This is a genomic window from Cellulosimicrobium funkei, from assembly GCF_001019615.1.
In the GTDB taxonomy this organism is placed as follows: domain Bacteria; phylum Actinomycetota; class Actinomycetes; order Actinomycetales; family Cellulomonadaceae; genus Cellulosimicrobium; species Cellulosimicrobium cellulans_E.
This window is the reverse complement of sequence record NZ_JNBQ01000019.1, coordinates 40,285-62,103: the sequence shown is the minus strand read 5'-3', so window position 1 is coordinate 62,103 and position 21,819 is coordinate 40,285. Positions and strand designations below refer to the sequence as shown.

Genomic DNA, 21,819 nt, shown 5'->3' with positions numbered 1-21,819 from the left:
GCGCCCGGCGGCGCCGCACCCGACGGCGGTCGCTCCTGTCCGTGGCGGCGGTGGGCCTGGTCCTCGCGGGCGCGGCGGGCGGCGCGGCGGTGACGCGGTCCGACGACGTCCTACCCCCCGCGACGACCGGCACGACCCAGGTCGCGCTCGAGCCGGTCGGCGGCGCGGACGTGCGCGCCGAGCTCACGCTCACCCCGGCCTCGTGGGGCACGCGCCTCGACTGGTCGTGCTCGTACCCGGCCGGGGTCTGGGAGGACGGCGCGACGTACGAGCTCGTGCTCGTGGACGACGACGGCACGCGCTCGGTCGTGGCGACGTGGTCCTCGACGGAGGCGGGGAGCTCGTCGGGCCTGGGCGCGTCGTCGGCGGTGCCGGTGGACGGGATCGCTCGGCTCGAGCTCGGGGTCGTGGGGGTGGACGGCGCGCTCGCGGCCGCCGACGTCTGACCGCGTCCGCGCCGCGAGGGCGGCGCGAACCTCAGGAATTCCTCTGATTGAACTCTCAATCAGATTTCCGGAACGCTGAGCCAGACCTCGCCGACCGCTGCGCCGCCCCTGCGGGAACGCTGAGGCGACCGCCCGAGGCTCCTTGTCGACAGCACTCGTCGACTGGAGCCTCCGGTGAACACCACTGCCCCGCACACCCCCCGCCACCGCGCCGAGGCGGCCGCCCGTCCCGCGGACGGGCCCGCCGTGCGCGTCGTCGTCGTCATCCCCGCCCACGACGAGGAGCAGGCGCTCCCCGCCACCGTCGCCTCGCTCGCGGCCCAGACGCGTCGTCCCGACCGGGTGCTCGTCGTCTCGGACAACAGCACGGACGCGACCGTCGCGGTCGCCCGCGCCGCCGGCGCGGACGTCATGGAGACCGTGGGCAACACGGCCCGCAAGGCGGGCGCGCTCAACCAGGCGATCGCGACCACGACGGAGGACGTCGTCATGGTCCTCGACGCGGACACGACGATCGCCCCCACCTTCGTCGAGGAAGGGCTCGCCGTGCTCGCCTCGGAGCCCGAGGTCGCCGCGGTCGGCGGCGTGTTCCGCGGGCGGCCGCCGCAGGGCTACCTGCAGCACTGCCAGGCCAACGAGTACACGCGCTACGGCGTGCAGGTGGACCTCACCGGCCGCACGGCCGTGCTCACCGGGACCGCCGCACTCGTGCGCCGCACCGCGCTCCAGGAGGTCGCCGACGCCCGCGGCTCGGTCCTCCCCGGCGAGCGCGGCGACGTGTACGACCGGCACGCGATCACCGAGGACTCCGAGCTCACCCTCGCGCTGCGCACGCTCGGCCACGAGCTGCGCTCCCCCGTCACCATGAGCTGCACGACCGAGCTCATGCCGACGGCCGGCGACCTCCACCGGCAGCGGGTCCGCTGGTACAAGGGGATGCTCGACAACCTCGCCGAGTACGGGCTCACGCGCACCACGTGGCGCTACGTCGGCCAGCAGGTGATGCTCGCCGTCGGCACGCTCATGATGGCGGCCTACCTGCTCCTGACGGTCGTCACCCTCGTGACGGGGACCTTCACCCTGTCCCCGCTGTGGGCGGCCGTCGGGCTCGTCTTCGTCGCGGAGCGCCTCGTCACCGTCTGGGGCGCCGGGCGGCGCGCACGGCTGCTGGCCGCGCTCGTGCTGCCGGAGCTCCTCTACGACCTCGCCCTGCAGCGCGCGTTCCTGCACGCCGCAGCGCTGTTCGTCACGCGGCGCCAGACGACGTGGAACCACGTCGCCGCCACCGCCTGACCCTCACCCCTCCCCTCGCCGACCCGCCCCGTCGCGCACGCGACCGGGACGTCCTCGGCGTGCCCTCACCCGTCCCGGAAGGACAGCAGCCATGTACAACTCGACCCTCGCCCAGACCGCCCCCGTCCTCGCCGTCACCGGCGTCGCGACCGCGTTCCACGTCGTCGCGGCCTGGACGCTCCTCGTCGCCGGGCTCGCGCTCGTCACGACGGCGCGCGTCCTGCGCCGTCGGGCCGCCGCCCGCCGCGCTGAGCAGGCCTGACCTCAGGGACCGGGGGCGGGCGCGACCGGCACGGCGACCTCCATCACCGGGCCGGGACCGCCTGCCTCCCAGGTCGGCAGGTAGACCTCCCGGTCGTCCCCCGCGGGCACACCGCCCGCGAGCGCCCGCCCGGACGCCAGGTAGTCGTGCACGAGGACCAGACGTTCCTGGTCGCGGGCCTCCGCGGCCGTCAGCGCGACGTACGCCTCCTCGTGCGCGTCGTCCGTCGTGAGGGCGAAGCCCGACGGCGGCCGCACGGGCGCGGGGACGGGCACCCGGAGCGTGAGGCGGGCGGCGAAGCCCTCGGTCGCGCGCTCGTGGATCTCGACGTAGGGGTGGCCGGCGAGGGGCACGTCGGCGGCGCGCAGCACGGCGAAGACCGCTCCGGTCGCCTCGGGCAGCACGGACGGCAGCTCGGCGAGCGTCGCGCGACGCTCCGTCCCGAGCACGAGCCGCTCCGGCACGTGCCGTCGGTGCACCACGACGTCCAGCCGTGGCGCGCCGACGAGCGCGGACCGGACGTACTCCGCCGCGGTCAGCGACGCCGCGAGCGCCGACCGGCGGTCGCTCCACACGGCGTCGAACGCGGGGACCGGGTCGGGGGCGGCGAGCACGTCGCCCACCTCGGCGAGCGACAGCCCCACGCCCCGCAGGAGCCGGACGAGGCGGGCGCGCTCCACCTGACCGCCGTCGAGCAGCCGCGGGCCGTCCGCGGAGGTGCGGCGCGCGTCGAGGAGCCCGCGGTCCACGTACATCCGGACGGCCTTCTCGCTCAGCCCCGTCGCGCGCGCCACCTGACCCGTCGTGTACTCGTCCATGCCCGCGACGCTAGGGCCTTCCCCTGGGGCAGCCGCAAGGGGTCGGCTCAGTCGTCGTCGCCGGGCACGTAGGGCCCGCGGCGGAGCTCGAGGTCGATCTGCTCGGCGTCCAGCAGGTCGAGCGCGTGCCGCAGCGCCTGCGAGCTGTACGCGCCGGACGTCCGCGCGTCGAGCAGCGCGACGCGCTGCGCGGCGATCGCCCGGAGCCGGAGCTCCTTGTACTGCGCGAACAGGTCGGCCGACGTCGCGGCGTCGGTGTCGCGGTTCTCGAGCTCGCGCACGACGTCGCGGCGCACGCGGGCGACGACGTCGCCGTCGTACGTGCTCCCGTCGGGCCGCCGCAGGTCGGGCGCGTCGATGACGGCCACGGCGGCGGCGTCGAGCTCGACGCGGACCGCGCCGCGGTCCTCGTCGGCGCGGGACGACCCGCCGGCCAGCCCCAGCCGGCGCACGACCCACGGCAGCGTGCCGCCCTGGACCACCAGCGTGCCCGCGGCCACGCCGAACGCGACGAGCACGAGGAACGACCGCTGCGGCGTGTCCGTGGGCAGGGTCTGCGCCGCAGCCAGAGTCACGACGCCGCGCATGCCGGCCCAGACGAGGAGCGTGCCCTCGCGCCACCCCAGCGGCTCCGCCGTGAGGTAGTCGATGTCGGCCGCGCGGCGGCGCAGCGACGTGCGGATGCGCCCGACGCGCGCCTGCGGGACCTCCTTCGGCCCTCCCGTCCGCGGCGCGCCGCGGTGGCGCCCCGAGGGCTCGTACGTCTCGAGGGGTGCCTCGGCCGGACCGAACCGCGCGTCGATCTTCTCCTGCATGCCCTGGATCACGCCGCGCATCGACTCGCCGCGGCGCGCCCGACGCGCCAGGGACCGCAGGAGCGTCGCGACGTACGCCGACCGCACGACGAGGATGACGACCGCCGCGAGCGCCGCGATGCCGACGGCCCGCCACAGGCTCCCGTGCGCCTCCTGCACGTCGGTGACGAGGGCGAACAGCTCGAGGCCCATGAGGAGGAAGACCGTGCCCTCGAGGAGGAGCTCGACGGTCCGCCAGTTGGACTCCTCGGCCAGGCGGTGCTGCGGCCGCAGGTACTTGGCGGCGCCGTTCCCGGTGACGAGCCCGGCGGTCACGACCGCGACGAGGCCCGACGCGCCGAGCTCCTCCGTGGGGAGGTACGCGATGAAGGGGACGACGAACGAGACGGCGGTGCTCAGCGCCGGGTTGGCGAGCCGGCGCCGGACGGTGAGGCCGAGGAACCCGACGAGGGACCCCACGAGCACCGCGACGACGACGGCGAAGACGAAGTCGCCCGCGACCGCCCACAGCGAGAACGCGGGGGCCGCTCCGTCGGTGGCCGCCGTGAGCGCGATCGCGGCGATCGCCGACCGCAGGAGCACGAGCGCGGAGGCGTCGTTGAGCAGGCTCTCCCCCTCCAGCAGCGTGACGACGCGCGGCGACGCCCCGAGCCGTTTGACGATCGACGTCGCGACGGCGTCCGTCGGGCTGACGATCGCGCCGAGCGCGAAGCCCGCCGCGAGCGGGATGCCGGGGATCAGCCACGTGAAGAGGTACCCGAGCAGCACCGTGCTGAGCAGGACGAGCACGACCGAGAGCCCGCTGATGGCGGTGAAGTCGCGCCGGAAGTCCATCGTCGGCAGGCCCACCGCGGCCGAGTAGAGGAGCGGCGGCAGGATGCCCGCGAGGATCCACTCCGGCTCGAACTCGATCTCCGGCACCGCGGGGACGAAGCTCACCGCGACGCCCACCGCGACGAGCACCAGCGGCGCCGCCACCCCCGCCTTGGGCGCGAGGATGTTCACGCCGACGATCGCGACGACCGCGAGCGTGCCCACGACGATGAGGGAGAGGATCTGCTCCTCGGTGAGGCTGAACGGGAACTCCATCGGCACCTCCGGCGGCCGCGGCAGCGCGCGGGTCGGCGCGCGAGGGACGGACCCACGCTAACGGTCTCGAGCGCCTCCGGCGGGGCGCACCCGACGCTCCAGCAGCCACTCGTTGCCGGCCGTCCCCGCGATCCACCGGTGCTCGAGCCGGTCGACGCAGGCCCGGGCGAGGGCGAGGCCGCGTCCGGACTCGGCGTCGGCAGGCGGCATCGCGCGGTCGAGGTCGACGTCGGCGGCGGGTGCCGTGTCCCGCAGCACCACGACGACGCGCCCTTCCCCGGCATCGAGCTCGGCCCGGACCTCGACCGACTCGGGTGCCGGGGAGTGCCGCACGATGTTCGCGGCGATCTCGGTCGTCGCCAACTCGACGGCGAGGCGGTCGTCGGCAGGGACCCACGGCGCGCGGTTCCAGAGCACCGCGAACGCGTCGGGCAACGCGTCGAGCCATGGCGGGACCGCCGTCGCGCTCAGCACGACGAGCGGGGCGTCGCCCTGCGGGTCCACGCGCGGGTCACCCGTCGGAGAAGGCGGTCGCCGCGTCGTCGTGCACGCGCAGGACGCGGTCGAGGTTGGTGAGCCGGAGGACGGTCGCGACCTGGGGAGCCGCGTTCGCGAGCCGCAGGTCTCCGCCGGCCGCCCGGGTGGTCCGCAGCCCGCCCACCAGCGCTCCGAGGCCCGAGGAGTCCACGAACTCCAGGCTGCCGAGGTCGACGACGAGCCGTGTCCGGCCCGCGTCGACCAGGTCGGTGACCGCGTCGCGCAGCTGCGGGGCGGTGGTGAGCGTGAGCCGTCCGCGGGGCACGATCACCGCCCCTGCCTCGTCGAGCGGTGTCACGTCGAGCTTCACGGGTCCTCCGTCCGTCGGCCGGTCATCATCGTCTCCGGCTCCGGCTCGCGCGGCGAGCGGGGACCGGAGTACCGCGCGGCCGGGACGAGCACCCCGAGCACCGCGAGGTCGTACGCCACCCAGGCGAGGGTGACGAGCGTCGCGCCGAGGTCCGCGTCGAAGGCGACGAGGCGCACCGTGCCGACGACGGCGGAGACGACGAGCAGGACCATGGCCGTCAGCTGCGGCCAGATGGTGCGCCACGCGGGACGGTGCGCACCGGTCCGGGTCTTGGGCGTCACCACGAAGCCGAGCGGGCGCCCGAGGACGACGTTCGCGAACGCGGTCCAGCACGCCCGGATCCACACCGGGAACAGCGCGAGCGAGTACTGCTGCCCGCGCCACGTCCGCACACCGCGCGCGACGACCACGAACAGGAGCTGGTTGAGCACGAAGTACGGCACGAACCGGACGAAGAAGTCGGTCCCGAACGCCTGGACGGGCAGGATGCCGAAGCAGAGGTACACCATGGGTGCGGCGAGGTAGGCCAGCGCGGCGAACCCGGCGAGGTAGCTCCACATCGTCGCGAGGTACATGAGGCGCTGGCCGGTCCGCAGACCTCGCAGGGTGAGGGGGTTCTCCCGGAGCATCACCTGCACCGTGCCCTGGGCCCACCGGAGGCGCTGCTGCAGCATCGTCGGCATGTCCTCGGGCGCGAGGCCGTGCGCGAGCACCTCGTGGTGGTACACCGAACGCCACCCGAGAGCGTGGAGCCGCATCGCGGTCGCCATGTCCTCGGTGACCGAGATCGTCGCCATGGGCATCACCGGCTGGGCCTCGTCGCTCCGACCGACGTCGACGGCGTCCGCGAGCCGGCGCACGGCCTCGACGGCCACGAGCGGCGAGAGGTCGCGACGCGCGAGCCGGTCGAGCGCCTCCTCGTCCACGACGAGCCGGCCGATCTCGTCGTCGACCTGGAGCGGCCCCGCGGACACGAGCTCGGGCTCCACCGCCGCCAGCTCCGCGCGCAACGTGTCGACCTGACCGGTGACGACGTCGCGCGAGGCCTCGTCCACGCGGCGCTGGAACCGGTAGGTGACGTCCGCGACGGGCTCGCCGGCCGCGATCGCCCGGCGCGCCTCGTCCGCCTCGGCGCGCAGCCGGGCGATGGCGCTGCGGACCGCCGGGTCGGACGCCTCCGGCGAGCGCGCGGCGCGCGCGAGCACGGAACCGGCCGTGCGCAGCGCGCGGCGCACACCGCTCGTCACGCCGCGCACGTACCCGACGACGCCCAGCTGCATGAGGGCCTCGCGCCGCAGCACGGCGTTGGAGCCGCAGAAGAACGCGGCGTTCCACCCGTCCTTGCCCTGCTGGATCGGACCGTAGAACAGCGGTGCCTGGCTCCCGAGCGGGTCGGCGTCGTCGACGTTGACGAAGTACTGGGGCGTCTGGACGATCGCGACGCTCTCGTCCTCGGCGAAGTACCCCACGGTCCGGTCGAGGATCGCCGGGTCGGGGACCTGGTCGGCATCCAGGACGAGGAGCAGCTCGCCGTCGGTCTGGAAGAGCGCGTTGTTGAGGTTGCCCGCCTTGGCGTGCCGCGGTTTGCCCGCCCAGCTCTCGGTCCGCGTGAGGTAGCCGACGCCCGCCTCGCGGGCGGTCGCCCGCATGCTCTCCCGGGCCCCGTCGTCGAGGATCCACGTGCGGTGCGGGTACCGGATCTCGCGCGCCGCGCGCGCCGTCGCGAGCACGAGCTCCTCCGGCTCGTCGTAGGTCGTGACGAACACGTCGACCGTGACGCCCCCGGGGGCGGGAGGCGGTTCGCCGCGCTCGCGCAGACGCCACATCGTCACGCCGAAGAGGGCGGTGTCCACGAGGCTGTAGGTCTCGGCGAGCACGAGCGGGACCGCGATCCACCAGGCCGACCACGCGACCGAGTCGAGCCACCGCCACGCGACGTAGTTGACGCCGGTGAGCAGCGCGAGGACGACGAGCACGCGGATCACGACGAGCCGCCGCGCGGAGCCCCTCACGAGGCGACCCGCTCGAGCACCAGGATGGTGAGGTCGTCGCCGACGAACGTGCCGTCGGCGAGCCCGAGCAGCGCCGCGAGCGTCGCCCCGGCGTCCGGTGCACGGCGCACGTCGCGCGCGACCCGCGAGAGGCGCGGCCCGTCCGGCACCGGCAGCGCGACCTCGGGGTCGACGAGCCGTGGGTCGCCGCCGGGGACACCGAGGTCCGCGAGCAGGTCGACCAGGCCGTCGCTCACCACCACGAGCCGGTCCCCAGGACGCAGCTGGACGCGGTGGCGTGCACGAGACGCCCCGGGCGACACACCGAGCGGCATGCCGTCCGCCTCGAGCCGCTCGATGCCGCCGTCGGTCCGCAGGACGCTCGCCAGCCCGTGGCCCGCGTCGACGTAGGTGACCAGGCCGCTGTCCCGGTCGACCGTCGCGCACCATGCGGTCACGAACGACCCGACCTCCTCGAGATCGGTCGTCAGGAGGTCGTCCGCAGCCTCCACCCCGGCCGCGAGGGACGGCGATCGCAGCGCCGTCCGCAGCGCCGCCCGGGCCGAGGCCGCGACGATCGCGGCAGACATGCCCTTGCCCATGACGTCCGCGACCACGAACCCCGCGCCGTCCGCCGTGGCGCACCAGTCGTAGAAGTCGCCCCCGACCCCGCGGGCCGGCACGCACCGGGCTGCGACGCGAAACCCGTCGAGCTCCGGCGGCCGACGCGGGAGGAGACCCCGCTGCACCGCCCCCGCCCGGTCGAGCTCGACGTCGTGCTGCAGCTCTCCCTGGACCCACAGCGCCAGGTCGCGCAGCAGCGACCGGTCCCCGTCGTCGAACCGACGCGGTCGGGTGTCGATGACGCAGAGCGTCCCGACCAGCTCGCCGCCCGGCGCCGCGATGGGGTGGCCCGCGTAGAAGCGCAGGTGCGGGTCGCCCACGACGAACGGGTTGTCGGCGAAGCGGTCGTCCGCGGCCGCGTCCTCGACGACGAGCGTCCGGTTCGCGCGGATCGTCACGTCGCAGAACGCGCCCTCGCGCTGCGCGACCGGCCCGTCGAGGCCGACGAACGCCTTCCGCCACTGCCGGTCCGCGTCCACGAGGGTGATGCTCACCGTGGGGACGCCGAAGAGGCGCTGCGCGAGCCTCGTGACCCGGTCGAAGCGCTCCTCGGGGGTGCTGTCCAGCACCCCGAGCCGCTGGAGCGCGAGGAGCCTGGCGTGCTCGGCATCGAGCGCGTCGGTCGTCGTCATTAATCCCCCTGCTTGGTCATCCTCGTCGTGACGCGACCTCTCGACATCTATCACGTGGGGATGGCGTCCGCAGGGCGAGGGCTCGACCACGAGGCCGGGACCTGCGCTTTCACCCGCGCCATCCCGCTCCGTGACCCGGTGATCGCCCGTTCGGGTCGCGAGCGACGACCACTCCGGGAGACGCTGCCAGGGGCAACCACATCGGCCGCGGACGACCCGGGGCCCCGGCGAGAGGGAGACACGGTGGAGGCGCGCACGCTGCTGGAGGACCTGTTCGGCCGGATCGGACCGACGGCGACGCGCGCCGTCGACGGTCTCGGGGAGGACGCGCTGACCGCGCGCCTGGACCCGCGCGCCAACACGATCGCCTGGCTCGCGTGGCACCTCGCCCGGGGCCAGGACGCGCAGGTCGCCGCCGCCGTCGGCCGGGAGCAGGTGTGGACGCGCGACGGCTGGGCACGCCGGTTCGACCTGCCGTTCGACGACGGGGCGACGGGCTACGGGCAGTCCGCCGCCGACGTCGGTCGGGTGCGTGCGAGCGACGACCTCCTGCTCGGCTATGTGCACGCCGTCCAGGTCGAGTCCCAGGACGTGCTCGCCGCGCTGACCGACGAGGACCTCGACCGCGTCGTCGACGAGGCGTGGGACCCGCCGGTCACGCTCGGCGTCCGGCTCGTGAGCGTCGCGGTGGACAGCCTCCAGCACGCGGGCCAGGCCGCCTTCGTGCGGGGCGTCCTCGAGCGCACGGGTCGCGCCTGAGCCGCACGCGGGTCGTCGACCACGACCTGGCTGTCACTTTCGGCCGGATAACGACACGGATGTGGTTCTCGACGGCCGGGATTCACCCGCGATCGAACTGGACGCCCGTCCAGTTGGCTGTCTAGCGTGGGGGCCAGCCGGTGCCCGTACGCTCAGCCCCCTGCCAGTACGGGCACCGGCGATCACGGCGGTGCCGCCTCACGCGTCCGACACGCCCGCGCCCTTGCTGCCCCGAACCGCCCGTCCGGCGGTGGCACGGTCGCGCCCTCAGGACGGTACCCGTCGCGCTCGACCGACCACGACCCGACGGGAACGACCATGAGCACCACGACCGGCCGCCGCACCCTCGTGCGGGCCACCACAGCCGCCGCCCTCGCCGCCTCCGCCGCGCTGCTCGCCGGCCCGGCCGCCCACGCCGCCGAGGACGACACCTACGTGCCGTCCCAGCCGTCGATGCGCCTCACGACGCTCGTCTCGGCGTGCGAGCAGGACGCCGCGTACCTCGACTACGCGATCGAGGTCGAGGGCACCGACCACGACACCGTGACGGTCACCTGGATCAACCCCGACGGCGAGAGCGTCGTCCGGTCCGGGCTGCCGCTCCAGGGCCGCCTGCTGTGGCCGGGCGCCGTCGTGGACGACGAGGGCAAGGGCGTCGACTGGCCGGGGTGGCGCCTCGAGGACGGCGAGTGGGTCGAGGGCGACGAGTACGGCTGGGTGCGCCCCGCCGTCGACGTGAGCTTCGAGGTCAACCCGCACGTCTTGGTGACGACGGTCTACCCGCCCTCCTCGCCCGACTGCGCGACGAACCCGCCTGGGCGCGACGACCCGGCCGGCGTCGCCCCCGTGTCGAACGAGGTGAGCGCGTCCGCGCAGAACCCGAGCCTCGCGGAGACCGGTGCGACGGTCGGGCTGTACGCGGCCCTCGCCGCGGGGCTCGCCGTGGTGGGCGCCGCCATCGTGCTCCTGTCGCGACGCTCGCGCCGGAGCTGATCCCGCGCCGACCCCCGTGCGCCCCGGCGAGCGCTGCGCTCCCGGCCGAGCGATGCACCCCTGACGTGCGTCACCCGGCCGGGAGCGCGTCGCTCGGCGCGGGTGCGTCGACCGACCGCCGCGACAGCAGCGCCGCGACGAGGAAGCACACCGCTCCGACGAGCGTGCCGGCGTCGTCCCACCACTCGCTCACGTAGGTGCCCGTGGCGGGCGAGACGTACGCCCCGACCGCCGACACGCCGAACGCGACGGAACCGAGCAGGTTGAGCCACGTGCCGTGCCACGTGCGCGCGTCGACGTCCCACAGGTGCCCGCGGTCACGCGTCGCGACGACGGCGAACGCGGAGGACACGAGGAACGCGACGGAGCCGTAGGCGTCGGGCTTCCAGCCCGCGCCGAGCGCGGTCGGGTCGTCGACCGCCGCCACCAGCGCCGCGATCGTGCTCACGTTGAAGCACAGCGTCCCGACGAGCTGGACGGCCGCGGCCCACCAGTCCCAGCGGTCGGCCGGGTGCGTCCCGGCGCGCGGCGGGCGCCGCCCGCTCAGGCCGAGCTGCACGAACGCGGCGGCGGTGAAGAACACCGCGCCGACGACGAACGTGACGTTCGTGGCCACCGCGCCGACGGCGTCGGCGTAGGGCGGGAGCGCCCCGACGAGGAAGCACAGCGACCCGACCGCGAACCCCCACGCCTCGCGCCGCAGACGACGCTCCCGCCGGTCCACGACCGTCAGTGGTGGAAGCCCGAGCGCCGGCCCTCGGCGGGCATGGGCGACGTGAGCCCGTCGAGCCACTCCGTCTCGACCCGGATGTCCTCCAGGAGGTCGTCGGCGAGGTCGCGGCTCACGCCGTTGCGCACGACGATCCGTTGCACGGTGAGGTCCGCGAGGTTGTCGGGCATCGGGTAGGCGGGGACCAGCCAGCCCTTCATGCGCAGCCGGTCCGAGAGGTGATAGAGGTCCCAGTTCTCGGTGTGGCCCGGCTTGAGGCGCCACGCGAACACGGGGATGTCCGACCCGTCGTTCCACAGCTCGAACGCGCCGAGCGCCTCGATCCCGTGCGCGAGGTACTTCGCGACGTCCTGGCACTCCTGCTGGATCGCGGTGTAGCCCTCCCGGCCGAGCCGCAGGAACTGGAAGTACTGGAGCAGCACCTGGGCGCCCGGGCGCGAGAAGTTGAGGGCGAGCGTCGGCATGTTCCCGCCGAGGTAGCTCACGCGGAAGATCAGCTCCTCGGGCAGGGCGTCGAGCGTGCGCCACACGACCCAGCCGACCCCGGGGTACACGAGCCCGTACTTGTGCCCCGACGTGCTGATCGAGTGCACGCGCTCCAGGCGGAAGTCCCACTCGATCTCCGGCTGGAGGAACGGCGCGATCATGGCGCCGGACGCGCCGTCGACGTGGATCGGGACGTCGAGGCCGGTGCGCTCCTGGAGGGCGTCCAGCGCCGCGGCGATCTCCTGCACGGGCTCGTACATGCCCGTGTACGTCACGCCCATGATCGCGACGACGCCGATCGTGTTCTCGTCGACGTACTTCTCGAGGTCGCTGCCGTCGAGGCACGGGTGCTCCTCGGTGATGGGCACGTACCGCGCCTCGACCTCGAAGTAGTTGCAGAACTTCTCCCAGCACACCTGCACGGCCGAGCTCATGATGAGGTTCGGCCGGTCCGCCGGCTTGCCCGCCGCCCGGCGCGCGAGCTGCCACCGCCGCTTCAGCGCCAGGCCCCCGAGCATGCACGCCTCGGACGACCCGATGGTCGACGTGCCGATGCACGCCTTCACGTCGGGCACGTTCCACAGCGACGCGAGGATGCGCCAGCAGTTCTCCTCGACCGCCGCCGTGCGCGGGTACTCGTCCTTGTCCACCATGTTCTTGTCGTAGACCTCGGCGTAGAGCCGGTCCGCCTCGTCGCCCATCCACGTCGCGACGAACGTCGCGAGGTTGAGGCGCGAGTTGCCGTCGAGCATCACCTCGTCGTGAACCACCTGGTAGGCGGACGTCGGCTCCATCTCCGCGTCCGGCAGGGTGAAACGTGGCGCGACCGCCCGCACACCGGCTCGCGTGTAGGTCGGTCGCAGGACGTGCTGCTCGTCGGTCATGCTGGTTCCTTCCGGAACGCCGGGGTCCGGCTCGGTCGAGGGGTGGTCGCCGTCCCGGTCGAGCGGCCGGGACGGCGAGAGTGCCGGTCAGCCGGCGAGGATGCGCGCCTTCTGCGCCTCGAACTCCTCGGGGCTGAGCACCCCCTGGTCACGCAGCGCACCGAGCTGCGTGAGCTGCGCGATGCGCGCGTCCATGTCCGGCGCCGCCGCGGGCGCGGGTGCAGGGGGCGCGTAGGTCGGCTGCGGGGCCGCGTACTGCTGCGGGGGCGGCGCGTACTGCGGCTCCTGCGCCGCCTCCTGCGCGGCCCAGCGCCCCGCCTGGCGGCGGGAGACGCGGTTGGAGACGGCGGTCGCGGTTCCGGCGACGACGGCGGTGCGCGCGACACCGCGGATCAGTCCAGGCACGGGATCCTCCTTCGGGACGGTCCGGATCAGGCGTCCGGCTCGGTGGCGTCCAGCGCCGCGATGAGCGCCTGGACCGGGATGCGCCCGCTCGCGACGAGCTGGGCGCCGTTGCGGCGCAGGGCGGTCGCGAAGGGCGCCGCCCAGACGTTCTCGTAGACCAGCACGACGGCCGTCATGCCGGGCTCGACGGCGCTCGCGGCCTCGTCGAGGTCGTCGTCGCCGAGCAGGCCCGACCGCGACCCCTCGAACACCGCGAGCTCGGTCGACCCGTCGTCGAGCTCCTCGAGACCGAGGCCGACGACGCTGCCGTCGTCCTCCCGACGCACGACCACGAGGTCGAGCACCCGGATGATGCCGCGTTCCACGAGGTCGACGAGGTGCGGGAAGGCCTTGTCGCCCGTCGCCCGGTCCGTCGGGAGCTCGATCACCAGGAAGTCGATCGGCCCGCTCTCCTCGAGGTCGCCGAGCTCGCTCCCGACCCCGTCGCTGAGTTCCTGCGTCATCGTCGCGTCCTCTCCGCGTCCGTCCCGCGCGGCGCGCGCGGGCCTGTCCTCAGGCTCGTCGTCGCCGCCGGTCGCGTCCTCACCCAGAACGAGTGAACTCGCGGCCGACGACGACCCCGGCGGCTACCGGTCCGCCCCGTCGGTCGCGGGCAGCAGGTACTCCACGTGTACGGCGTCGATGCGCCCGTCGAGCGCGAACGGCATGCGGTCCGCGTACGCGCGCGACACCGCGCCGCCGTACGCGCGCCCGACGTCGAGGCAGTCGTTCGCGGAGAACAGCAGCGGCGCGCTCACGGGCACCGTGCCCGAGCCGACGTCGGTGCCGTCGACGCGCAGGACGACCTCGAGCGGCCCGCCCGGCCGCGGCTCGACGTACGTCGTCTCGACCTCCACCGTGTGGTCGCCGGCCGTGAGCGGCGCGCTCGACCGGACCACCGTCCGCTGGATGAGGAACAGGTTGTACTCGTAGGTGAGGACGCCGTCGAGCAGGAAGCACGTGAGCCCGCCGCCCGCTCCCCCGAGCTTGTAGAGCACGCCGTTCGCGGCGTCGGGCACGGAGAGCCGGATCTCCACCCGGTTGGGGCGGTTGCCGAGCGCGGGCGCGCAGAACTCGGGGACGCGCACCGTGTCCCCGGACAGGTCCCACTCCGTGTACGGCGGGCTGATCCGGTCCTCGGGGTGGATCGCTGGGACCCACAGGCCGCCGCCCACGGGCAGGACGTCGTTACGGGCCGCCTCGATCGCGAACAGCTCCTTGAGCTGGGCGAGCTTCTCGGGGTGCTCCGCGGCGAGGTCGTGCGCCTGGCTCCAGTCCTCGTCGAGGTGGTACAGCTCCCACGGGTCCTCGTCCGGGGTCCAGGTCCGGATCCCGGCCGGCATCCCCTGCACCCAGGGCAGCCGCGGGCCCGTCGCCGACGCCATCCACCCGTCGGCGTAGATGGACCGGCTGCCCATGATCTCGAAGTACTGCGTCCGACGGCGTCCCTCGGCTCCGGCGTCGTCGATCGAGTAGGCGAAGCTCGTCCCGTCGATCGGGTCCTGCGGGATGCCGTTCACGGTCTCGGGGTGGGAGATGCCGAGGATCTCGTAGATCGTCGGCGCGAGGTCGACGACGTGGTGGAACTGCGTGCGCGGCACGGGGTCCGGCTCGATGCGCCCGGGCCAGCTCACGAACATCGGGTTCCGCGTGCCACCGAGGTGGGACGCGAGGAGCTTCATGCCCTGGTACGGCGACGACCCGGCCCACGCCCACGCGGCGTGGTACTGGTTGTCGGTCGCGGGGGTGCCGAGCGCGTCGAGGCCGCCGAGCTCGTCGAGCGCGGCGATGTGCTGCTCGACGGTCGAGGGGATGCCGTTCTGGGCGAGCAGCTCGCTGATCGTCCCGTTCTGCCCCTCGCCCGACGAGCCGTTGTCGCCCCAGATGTAGACGACGATCGTGTCGTCCGCGTACCCGAGCCGCTCGACCTCGTCGAGCAGCCGTCCGGCCTGCACGTCCGCGTGCTCGCCGAACCCTGCGGCGACCTCCATGAGCCGCGCCTGGAACGCCTTCTGGTCGTCCGGGATGTCGTCCCATCCGGCGAGGCTCTCGGGCCGGGGGGTCAGCTCGGCGTCCTCGGGCACCCAGCCCGCGGCCTTCGCGCCCGCGAGCGCCCGCTCCCGGTAGGCGTCCCAGCCGTCGTCGAACGCCCCGGCGTACCTGTCCGCCCACTCCTTCATGATGTGGTGCGGCCCGTGCAGCGCGCCGGTGGCCCAGTAGACGAAGAACGGCTTGTCCGGCGCGTTCGCCTTGTGGTCGCGGAGCCAGCGCATCGCGTCGTCGGCGATGTCCTCGCTGAGGTGGTATCCCTCCTCCGGTGTCTTCGGCGGCAGCGTCGGGGTCGTGTTGCGCACCAGGTGCGGCTCGTACTGCGACGCCTCGCCCGCGAGGAAGCCGTAGAAGTACTCGAACCCGTACCCGGTGGGCCAGCGGTCGAACGGGCCGGACGACGTCGTCTCCTCCGCGGGCGTGTTGTGCCACTTGCCCCACGCTCCCGTCGCGTAGCCGTACTGGCGCAGCACCTCGGCGATCGTCGCGCTGCTCTTCGGGATGTGCCCCGAGTACCCGTCCCAGTCGTTCGCGAGCTCCGCGATCTGCCCGTTGCCGACCCGGTGGTGGTTGCGCCCGGTGAGCAGCGACGCGCGCGTCGGGGAGCACATCGCGGTCGTGTGGAACCGGTTGTACCCGATGCCGTTCGCGCGGACCCGGTCGAGCGTCGGCGTCCGCACGGCGCCGCCGAGCGTCGTCGGGAGCGCCGGACCGGCGTCGTCGATGAGGATCACGACGACGTTCGGCGCGTCCGCGGGCAGGTGCCGCTCCGGGGGGCGCGGGGAGTACGTGGACTCCTGGATCGTCCGTCCGGCGACGCTCCCGGACCGGCGCGGCGGGAACGGCAGAGACCGCTCGGCGGGCAGCGGCGGTCCGACGACCGTCCGGCGGGGCTCGTCACTCATCGTTGCCTCTCCTGTCTGTCCACGACGTCACGGACCGGCGGCGGCGCTGGCGGACCGGCTCAGGTCGCCGGACCGTCGTGCAGGTGGGGAACGCCCGGCGGCCCGACGACGCGTCGACCGTAGGTCCGCCCCGGCGGCGAGGGCATCACGCAGATCGCGCGAACGACGCCACGCCGGCCCCGCGGCGGGGGCGCCGCTCAGCTCCCGAGGAGGCCGAGGGTCACGGCGCGCTCGACGGCGGCGCCACGGGTCGTGGCGCCGAGCTTGCGGTAGATCGCGCCGACCTGCGTGCTCACGGTGTTGCGGGAGACGAAGAGCCGGCGGCCGATCTCCGCCATCGTGAGGTGGGTCTGCAGGTACGGCAGGAGGCGGAGCTCGGCCGGGGTGAGCGGTGGGGCGCCGTGCGTCGCGGCGACGGTCTCGAGCCGGGCCCGGAACGCGGCGACCTCGCCCACCAGGAGCCCCACGCGCGGGCGGCGGCGCAGGACCTCGGCGGCCTCGGCGGCGAGGTGGCTCGCGGTCGTGCGGTCCCCGAGGGCGAGGCACGCGTACCCGAGCTGGAGCCGGACGCGCAGCGCGAGGTACGGCATGACGTACGTGCAGGGCACCCGGGCGCGCATCCCGCGGGCGACGAACCGCTCCGCCGCGGTGCGCTCGCCCCGGTGCGCGGCGACGCGGGCCCGGACGGCGAAGGCGATCGCCGTCGTCGAGTAGCCCTCCATGTGGTGGGCGTCGACCGTGTCGACCGCGGCGCGCGCGTGCCGCTCGGCGTCGTCCCACCGGCCGTCGTCGAGCGCGAGGATCCCCAGCTCCGCCTCGCTGAGCAGCACGGAGTCCGGGTTCCCCGCCTCGGTCCCGCACGCCACGGCCTCGACGAACGCGTCGCGCGCCGCGTCCCGGTCGCCCACCAGCAGGTGGGCCGAGCCCAGCAGGTGGAGCGCCTGGTCCCGCCACGGGCTCCACGCGGGCTCGTGCTCGACGGCGTAGGCCGCGCACGCGAGGGACGCCTCCGGCCCGTCGACGCACATCGCGGCTCGCACCTGGCACCGGGCGGACTCGAGCGCGACGCGGTCGTCGTCCGGGAGGAGGGACGCGTCGAAGCCCTCCAGCACGGCGGCCCACCGCTCGGCCGCCGGGGACTCGCCGAGCAGCAGCGCGCGCCACGCGGCGACGACCGTGAGCTCGGGGAACGCCTCGACGACGGCGTCGCCGAGGGTGTCGAGCCAGCGCGTCACGACGGCCACCCCGCCGTCCTGGTACGTCGACAGCGCGAGGCGCGCGACGAGGACGGCCGCCTCCTCGACGTCACCTGCCGCGAGGAGGTGCTCGACCGCCCGGGCCTCGAGCCCTTCCTCGACGTGCCAGGCGGCGGCGCGGCGGTGGAGCGGCGCGACGGCGTCGGGCTCGACCCGGTCGAGCTCCGCCAGCAGGAACTCACGGAACAGCGCGCGGTAGCGGAACCAGCCGCGGTGATGGTCGAGCGGGACGAGGAACAGGCTCGCGTCCTCCAGCTCGCGCAGCCGCTCCGCGGCGTCAAAGGTGCCGAGCAGGGCGTCGCACGTCGGCGCCGAGAGCTGGTCGAGCACGGCCGTGGCGCGCAGGAAGTGCTGGGTCCGCGCGGGCAGGAGGGTCATGCACTCGCGGTACAGGTAGTCGGCGACGAACCGGTCCGTGCCCGTGAGGGACGACGGGTCCTCGCCGTCGCGCACGAGCAGCGCGCAGAGGAAGACGCCCGTCGGCCATCCCTCGCACCGCTCGACCACGCGGTCCAGCGCCTCGCCCGGCTCGACGCCCGCCGCACGGAAGATCTCGCGTGCACCGGCCACGTCGACCCGCAGGTCGTCGGGGCCGATCTCGACGAGGTCGCCCTCCACGCGCCGTCGCGCGCCGTGCCCGGGCGTGCGGCGGGTCGCGACGACGACCTGCGACCCCGGGGGCACACCGCCGAGCACGACCTCGAGCGCGTCCTGGCAGGCCACCGATCCGGCCTCGTGGAGGTCGTCGACGAAAAGCACGAACGGCGTCGCGGTCCGCGCGAGCGCCGCCGCGAGCAGCGGCGCGGACCGGCCCAGCATCGCCGACCCGGTGCCGCGCATCTCCGCCGACACCGCGGCGACCTCCGGCGAGACGGACGCGCACGCGAGCGCGAGCAGCGTCAGGAGCGCCCCGGGGTCGTCGTCGAGCCGGTCGAGGCTGGCCCACGCGACCGCGCGGTCCTCGACGCCCGCCCACTCGGCGAGCATCGTCGTCTTGCCGTAACCCGGCGGGGCCGTCACCACGACGACGCGAGCGTCGTCACGCCGGGCCCTGTCGACGAGCGCGCGCCGGGAGACCGCACCGCGGCGCGGCGCCGGCGGCTCGACCTTGCCCGCGAGCAGCGCCGTGCTGAGATCCGGTCGCGCGGTGACCGCCTGACGGCTCCCGTCGGACACGCGAGCAGCCTAGGAGCGGCCCCCGAGGCCCTCAACCGGAGCGGGGGAAATCACCCGGGACGCCGGAGCGCGCCGCCCGAGGACGCGCCGTCGTCCACAGGCCCGTCCGCGTCGTCCCACCCCTCGACGGGCTCGAGACCCAGGGCGAGCGCGACCCGTGGCGCGGCGGCCACGACCGTCGGCAGCCCGACGACCGGCACGACCGCCGCGAGGACGCCCACCACCTCCGCCGGGTCGACCCCGGCCTCGACCGCCCCGTCGATCTCCGCCCCGTACGTGGGGACCGACGCGCCGACGGCGACGGCGGCCGCGATCCGCACCAGGGCACGGTCACGCCCGCAGAGCGCGTCGTCCTCCAGCCCGGCGCCGTCGGCGACGCGCTCGTCGTTGATCGTGAGCCGCCGGAGCACCTCCGCATGGTCCACGCCGACCACCCACCCTTCCGACGCGGGCGCGGCCGGGACCGGCCGGCCCGGGCCTGTCCCCCTGCCCGATCGCCCCTCCCCGCCAGCATGACGACGGCACGGCGCGCGGTCGTCACGCAGAACGCATGACGGCGACCGCACGCAGGCCCGGCGCTCGTCCGGGTGCCGCGCCGCCCCAGCACGAACGGCGCGGCACCCCGATGGACCCTCAGGCCGGTCGGACGGCTTCCGACAGGCCGGTGAGGACGTCCCCGCCGGCGACGTGGTGCCCTGGCGCGCGGGCCAGGAGGATCTCGGTGAGCGCGGACTCGAGCGCGCGCGGCAGCCCGAGCGCGTGCAGGTGCGACACGCGCACCGACAGGGGCCGGTCCGCCGTAAGCACGCGGTGGGCGCGCTCCTTGTCGTCGTAGGGGACGCGAGCGCGGTCGAGCGCGGCGAACACGCGGGCCGCGACGTCGTTGTCCGCGAGGCGGGGATCGTGACCGAGGTCGACGACGAGGCGGGACGTCGGTGCGACCGCCTCGACCGTGACGTGCAGCCCGTGGTCGTCACGCTCGACGAGAGCGTCGGCGGGCGTGCCGTCGACCGTGACGACGGGCGCGACGTCGGCGGGGGCACGCAGGTCCCCGAGCGCCGGGAAGGTCAGCGTCCAGCGCCGCGCCGCGGGGACCACGCGGACGTCGCCCTGGACGGGCCCGACGGCGGCACGCCCCGTCACCTGGTCGAACGTCACCGGCGTGCGCGCCTCACGAGCGGGGTCGCCGGGGGTCTCGCCGGGCAGCCCGGCGCCCGGCGGGAGACCCTCCGCGTCCTCGACGAGGTCGAGCGCGCCGTCGGACCCGACGACGACCAGCACCTCGACGTGCTCCGGGTGCGCGACGCCGTTGCCGGGCACCGTCGCGCCGTCGAGCGGCACGATCGCGCCGGTGCGCGCGAGGACCGGGATGCTCGACAGGTCGCGGTGCAGCCACGTCTCGCGACCGCCGTCGTAGACGAGCCCGCCGAGCAGGTCGACCCAGGTGCCCTCCGGGAGCCACGCGCGCACCGCGGCGACCCCGCTCTCGGGGTCCGTCGGCGCCGTGAGGGGCGCGACGACCAGCTCGGACCCGAAGAGGTACTGGTTGCGCGCCGCGTAGGCCTCGGGAGCCTCGGGCCACTCGTGGTAGAGCGGCTGGACGAGCGGCACACCCTCGCGCGCCGCCCGGACGTTCATCGTGTGGAGGTAGGGCAGCAGGCGGTGGCGCAGGCGCAGCGCCGCGACCTGCGCGTCCCGGGCCTCGGGGCCGAACGTCCACGGCTCCTTGCGCGTGAACGGGTTCCCCGCCGAGTGCAGGCGCAGGACCGGGGAGAAGACGCCGAGCTGCACCCATCGCGTCGCGAGCTCGTCGTCCTTGGTGCCGTGCATGTGGCCGCCGACGTCGTGGCTCCACCACCCGTACCCGATGTTGCTCGCGGTCGCCGTGAAGTACGGCTGGAAGTCGAGCGACTCCCACGAGATGACCGAGTCGCCCGAGAATCCGACCGGGTAGCGGTGGCTCCCCGGACCGGCGTACCGGGAGAAGGTCAGGGCCCGCGTCGCCCGGCCCGCGGCGGCGCGCGACGCCTCACCCGCGTTGTCGAGGTAGTGCACGTGGTTGAGCATCCACAGCGGGTCGATCCCGGGCACGCGCGAGACGCCGCCCTGCTGCCAGTCGACCCACCAGAAGTCGACGCCGTCGCGCTCGAGCCCGCGGTGCAGCACCTCGACGTAGGCGCGCAGGAAGTCGCGGTCGGTCGCGTCGAACGCGACCGGCTCGCCGCTCTCCGGGTCGAGCCCGAGCGCCTCCGCCATCGCCGGGTAGGCGTCCTCGAACGCCCGGACCCCGTCGGCGGGGTGCACGTTGAGCGTGACGCGCAGGCCGTCGTCGTGCAGGGACCGCAGGAACGCCGCCGGGTCGGGGAAGAGGTCGCGGTTCCACGAGTACCCGGTCCAGCCGCTCCCGTGCCGGGGGTCGACGTCGGTCACGTGCCAGTCCATGTCGAGCACCGCGACCGACAGCGGGACGCCCTCGCGACGGAAGCGCCGCACGAGCTCGGCGTACGAGTCGGCCGAGTACCGGTGGAACCGGCTCCACCACGTGCCGAGCGCGTACCGGGGCAGCACCGGCTGCGGCCCGGACAGCGCGTACAGCGCCCGGAGCGCGGCGCGGTAGTCGTGCCCGTACGCGAAGACGTACAGGTCCTGGCGCGACCCGTCGCGCGGGGCGACCCAGCCGTCGTCGTCCAGGACGAGGCCGGCCGAGTCGTCGATCACGGCCCAGCCGTCGCGCGAGACCACCCCGGGGCCCAGCGGGACCGGGCCGTCCGCCTCGTCGAGCGTGCGCGCCGTCCCGCCGAGGTTGCCCGGCCCGTTCCCGACGGCGTCGGGCTCCAGGGGGACGGCCGTCGCCGGGACGCCCGGCCCGCGCTGCCCGTACCGCCACACCCCGTGGTACGCCGAGTGCGCGCCGAGCACCTCGACGCTCAGCCCGCTCGCGCTGAACGGCCCACCGTCGTACCGCAGGCGCAGCCGGTCGGTGACGACCTCGATGCCGTCGTCGGACCCGGTGACGCGGAAGCCCGGCACCGGCAGGTCGCGGTGGAGCGCGAACGCCGACGCGCGGTCCTCGAACGCGCCGTCCTCGGCGCGCTCGAGGCGCACCAACCCGTCGGCGAGCACCGTGATCCGGTACCGGTCGCCGAGGACCGTCGCCCCGGGACGAGCGACGGGGCTGGTGGCGAGGCGGGGCGGGAAGGTCATGTGCGGTGGTTCCTGTCGGTGCTGGTTCGGGATGCTGGGTCGGCCGCCGAACCCGGGGTCACGGGCGGGCACGGTGCCGAGCCCGGGGATGCCGGCGGGTTCGGCAACCCGGGGTG

General features: G+C 74.7%; 18 protein-coding genes and 1 pseudogene. 5 read left to right on the top strand and 14 right to left on the bottom strand.

Annotation, left to right across the window (positions count from 1 at the left end):
• The 3 genes and pseudogenes from FB00_RS22385 to FB00_RS22115 form a co-directional block, all read left to right on the top strand.
• Positions 1-446, top strand: a pseudogene (locus tag FB00_RS22385) (hypothetical protein); the annotation flags it as partial.
• 174 nt (positions 447-620) lie between these two features.
• Positions 621-1,739, top strand: coding sequence for a glycosyltransferase family 2 protein (locus FB00_RS13670; RefSeq protein ID WP_052877675.1), 1,119 nt, complete (start codon positions 621-623; stop codon positions 1,737-1,739).
• Between the two features lie 91 nt (positions 1,740-1,830).
• Positions 1,831-2,001: a hypothetical protein gene (locus tag FB00_RS22115; RefSeq protein ID WP_156186415.1), complete on the top strand. Its 171-nt coding sequence runs from the start codon at positions 1,831-1,833 to the stop codon at positions 1,999-2,001.
• 2 nt (positions 2,002-2,003) lie between these two features.
• Here FB00_RS22115 and FB00_RS13665 read toward each other — a convergent pair whose 3' ends face one another.
• Genes FB00_RS13665 through FB00_RS13640 form a run of 6 tightly spaced genes read right to left on the bottom strand, consistent with a single transcriptional unit; the run spans position 2,004 to position 8,817 of the window.
• Entirely contained in the window at positions 2,004-2,819 is an 816-nt protein-coding gene (locus tag FB00_RS13665) for a MerR family transcriptional regulator (protein ID WP_047233465.1), read from the bottom strand.
• Between the two features lie 47 nt (positions 2,820-2,866).
• A complete protein-coding gene (locus tag FB00_RS13660) occupies positions 2,867-4,723 on the bottom strand; it encodes a cation:proton antiporter (protein WP_047233464.1) in 1,857 nt (618 codons plus the stop codon).
• Positions 4,724-4,780: 57 nt separating this feature from the next.
• The gene (locus FB00_RS13655) at positions 4,781-5,227 is read right to left on the bottom strand and encodes an ATP-binding protein (protein WP_052877674.1); all 447 of its coding nucleotides are present in this window, start codon (positions 5,225-5,227) and stop codon (positions 4,781-4,783) included.
• 7 nt (positions 5,228-5,234) lie between these two features.
• Positions 5,235-5,570, bottom strand: coding sequence for an STAS domain-containing protein (locus tag FB00_RS13650; RefSeq protein WP_047233463.1), 336 nt, complete (start codon positions 5,568-5,570; stop codon positions 5,235-5,237).
• A complete protein-coding gene (locus FB00_RS13645) occupies positions 5,567-7,582 on the bottom strand; it encodes a glycosyltransferase family 2 protein (RefSeq protein ID WP_047233462.1) in 2,016 nt (671 codons plus the stop codon). Before FB00_RS13645 ends, FB00_RS13650 begins: the two co-directional genes overlap by 4 nt.
• The gene (locus FB00_RS13640; RefSeq protein WP_047233461.1) at positions 7,579-8,817 is read right to left on the bottom strand and encodes a PP2C family protein-serine/threonine phosphatase; all 1,239 of its coding nucleotides are present in this window, start codon (positions 8,815-8,817) and stop codon (positions 7,579-7,581) included. Before FB00_RS13640 ends, FB00_RS13645 begins: the two co-directional genes overlap by 4 nt.
• Positions 8,818-9,060: 243 nt before the next feature.
• Between FB00_RS13640 and FB00_RS13635 the strand changes: the two genes are divergently transcribed.
• Both FB00_RS13635 and FB00_RS13630 read left to right on the top strand, forming a co-directional pair.
• The gene (locus FB00_RS13635; protein ID WP_047233460.1) at positions 9,061-9,576 is read left to right on the top strand and encodes a mycothiol transferase; all 516 of its coding nucleotides are present in this window, start codon (positions 9,061-9,063) and stop codon (positions 9,574-9,576) included.
• Positions 9,577-9,894: 318 nt separating this feature from the next.
• Positions 9,895-10,569: a hypothetical protein gene (locus FB00_RS13630; protein WP_047233459.1), complete on the top strand. Its 675-nt coding sequence runs from the start codon at positions 9,895-9,897 to the stop codon at positions 10,567-10,569.
• Between the two features lie 70 nt (positions 10,570-10,639).
• On the opposite strand, the gene FB00_RS13625 is transcribed toward FB00_RS13630, so the two are convergent.
• From FB00_RS13625 to FB00_RS13590, 8 genes are all read right to left on the bottom strand, one after another.
• A complete protein-coding gene (locus tag FB00_RS13625; RefSeq protein ID WP_047233458.1) occupies positions 10,640-11,293 on the bottom strand; it encodes a YrhK family protein in 654 nt (217 codons plus the stop codon).
• Between the two features lie 5 nt (positions 11,294-11,298).
• The gene (locus FB00_RS13620; RefSeq protein WP_047233457.1) at positions 11,299-12,669 is read right to left on the bottom strand and encodes a glutamate decarboxylase; all 1,371 of its coding nucleotides are present in this window, start codon (positions 12,667-12,669) and stop codon (positions 11,299-11,301) included.
• Positions 12,670-12,756: 87 nt separating this feature from the next.
• Positions 12,757-13,074 (bottom strand): SHOCT domain-containing protein, encoded by a 318-nt coding sequence (locus tag FB00_RS13615; protein WP_047233456.1) that lies wholly within the window; start codon positions 13,072-13,074, stop codon positions 12,757-12,759.
• A gap of 26 nt (positions 13,075-13,100) precedes the next feature.
• A complete protein-coding gene (locus FB00_RS13610) occupies positions 13,101-13,577 on the bottom strand; it encodes a DUF6325 family protein (protein ID WP_047233455.1) in 477 nt (158 codons plus the stop codon).
• A gap of 123 nt (positions 13,578-13,700) precedes the next feature.
• Positions 13,701-16,067 (bottom strand): arylsulfatase, encoded by a 2,367-nt coding sequence (locus FB00_RS13605; RefSeq protein WP_047233454.1) that lies wholly within the window; start codon positions 16,065-16,067, stop codon positions 13,701-13,703.
• Positions 16,068-16,264: 197 nt separating this feature from the next.
• Positions 16,265-18,499, bottom strand: a complete 2,235-nt coding sequence (locus FB00_RS13600; protein ID WP_052877673.1) for a LuxR family transcriptional regulator — start codon at positions 18,497-18,499, stop codon at positions 16,265-16,267.
• Between the two features lie 50 nt (positions 18,500-18,549).
• On the bottom strand, positions 18,550-18,924 hold the full coding sequence (locus tag FB00_RS13595) for a carboxymuconolactone decarboxylase family protein (protein ID WP_082141308.1): 375 nt from the start codon (positions 18,922-18,924) through the stop codon (positions 18,550-18,552).
• A 208-nt stretch (positions 18,925-19,132) separates the two neighbouring features.
• A complete protein-coding gene (locus FB00_RS13590) occupies positions 19,133-21,703 on the bottom strand; it encodes a glycoside hydrolase family 31 protein (RefSeq protein ID WP_082141307.1) in 2,571 nt (856 codons plus the stop codon).
• Between the last annotated feature and the right edge of the window lie 116 nt (positions 21,704-21,819).

Coding starts and splice junctions, on each gene's coding strand:
- FB00_RS13590 (WP_082141307.1), bottom strand. CDS start 21,703: ATGACCTTCCCGCCCCGCCTCGCCACCAGCCCCGTCGCTCGTCCCGGG.
- FB00_RS13660 (WP_047233464.1), bottom strand. CDS start 4,723: ATGGAGTTCCCGTTCAGCCTCACCGAGGAGCAGATCCTCTCCCTCATC.
- FB00_RS13605 (WP_047233454.1), bottom strand. CDS start 16,067: ATGAGTGACGAGCCCCGCCGGACGGTCGTCGGACCGCCGCTGCCCGCC.
- FB00_RS13640 (WP_047233461.1), bottom strand. CDS start 8,817: ATGACGACGACCGACGCGCTCGATGCCGAGCACGCCAGGCTCCTCGCG.
- FB00_RS13630 (WP_047233459.1), top strand. CDS start 9,895: ATGAGCACCACGACCGGCCGCCGCACCCTCGTGCGGGCCACCACAGCC.
- FB00_RS13610 (WP_047233455.1), bottom strand. CDS start 13,577: ATGACGCAGGAACTCAGCGACGGGGTCGGGAGCGAGCTCGGCGACCTC.
- FB00_RS13665 (WP_047233465.1), bottom strand. CDS start 2,819: ATGGACGAGTACACGACGGGTCAGGTGGCGCGCGCGACGGGGCTGAGC.
- FB00_RS13620 (WP_047233457.1), bottom strand. CDS start 12,669: ATGACCGACGAGCAGCACGTCCTGCGACCGACCTACACGCGAGCCGGT.
- FB00_RS22115 (WP_156186415.1), top strand. CDS start 1,831: ATGTACAACTCGACCCTCGCCCAGACCGCCCCCGTCCTCGCCGTCACC.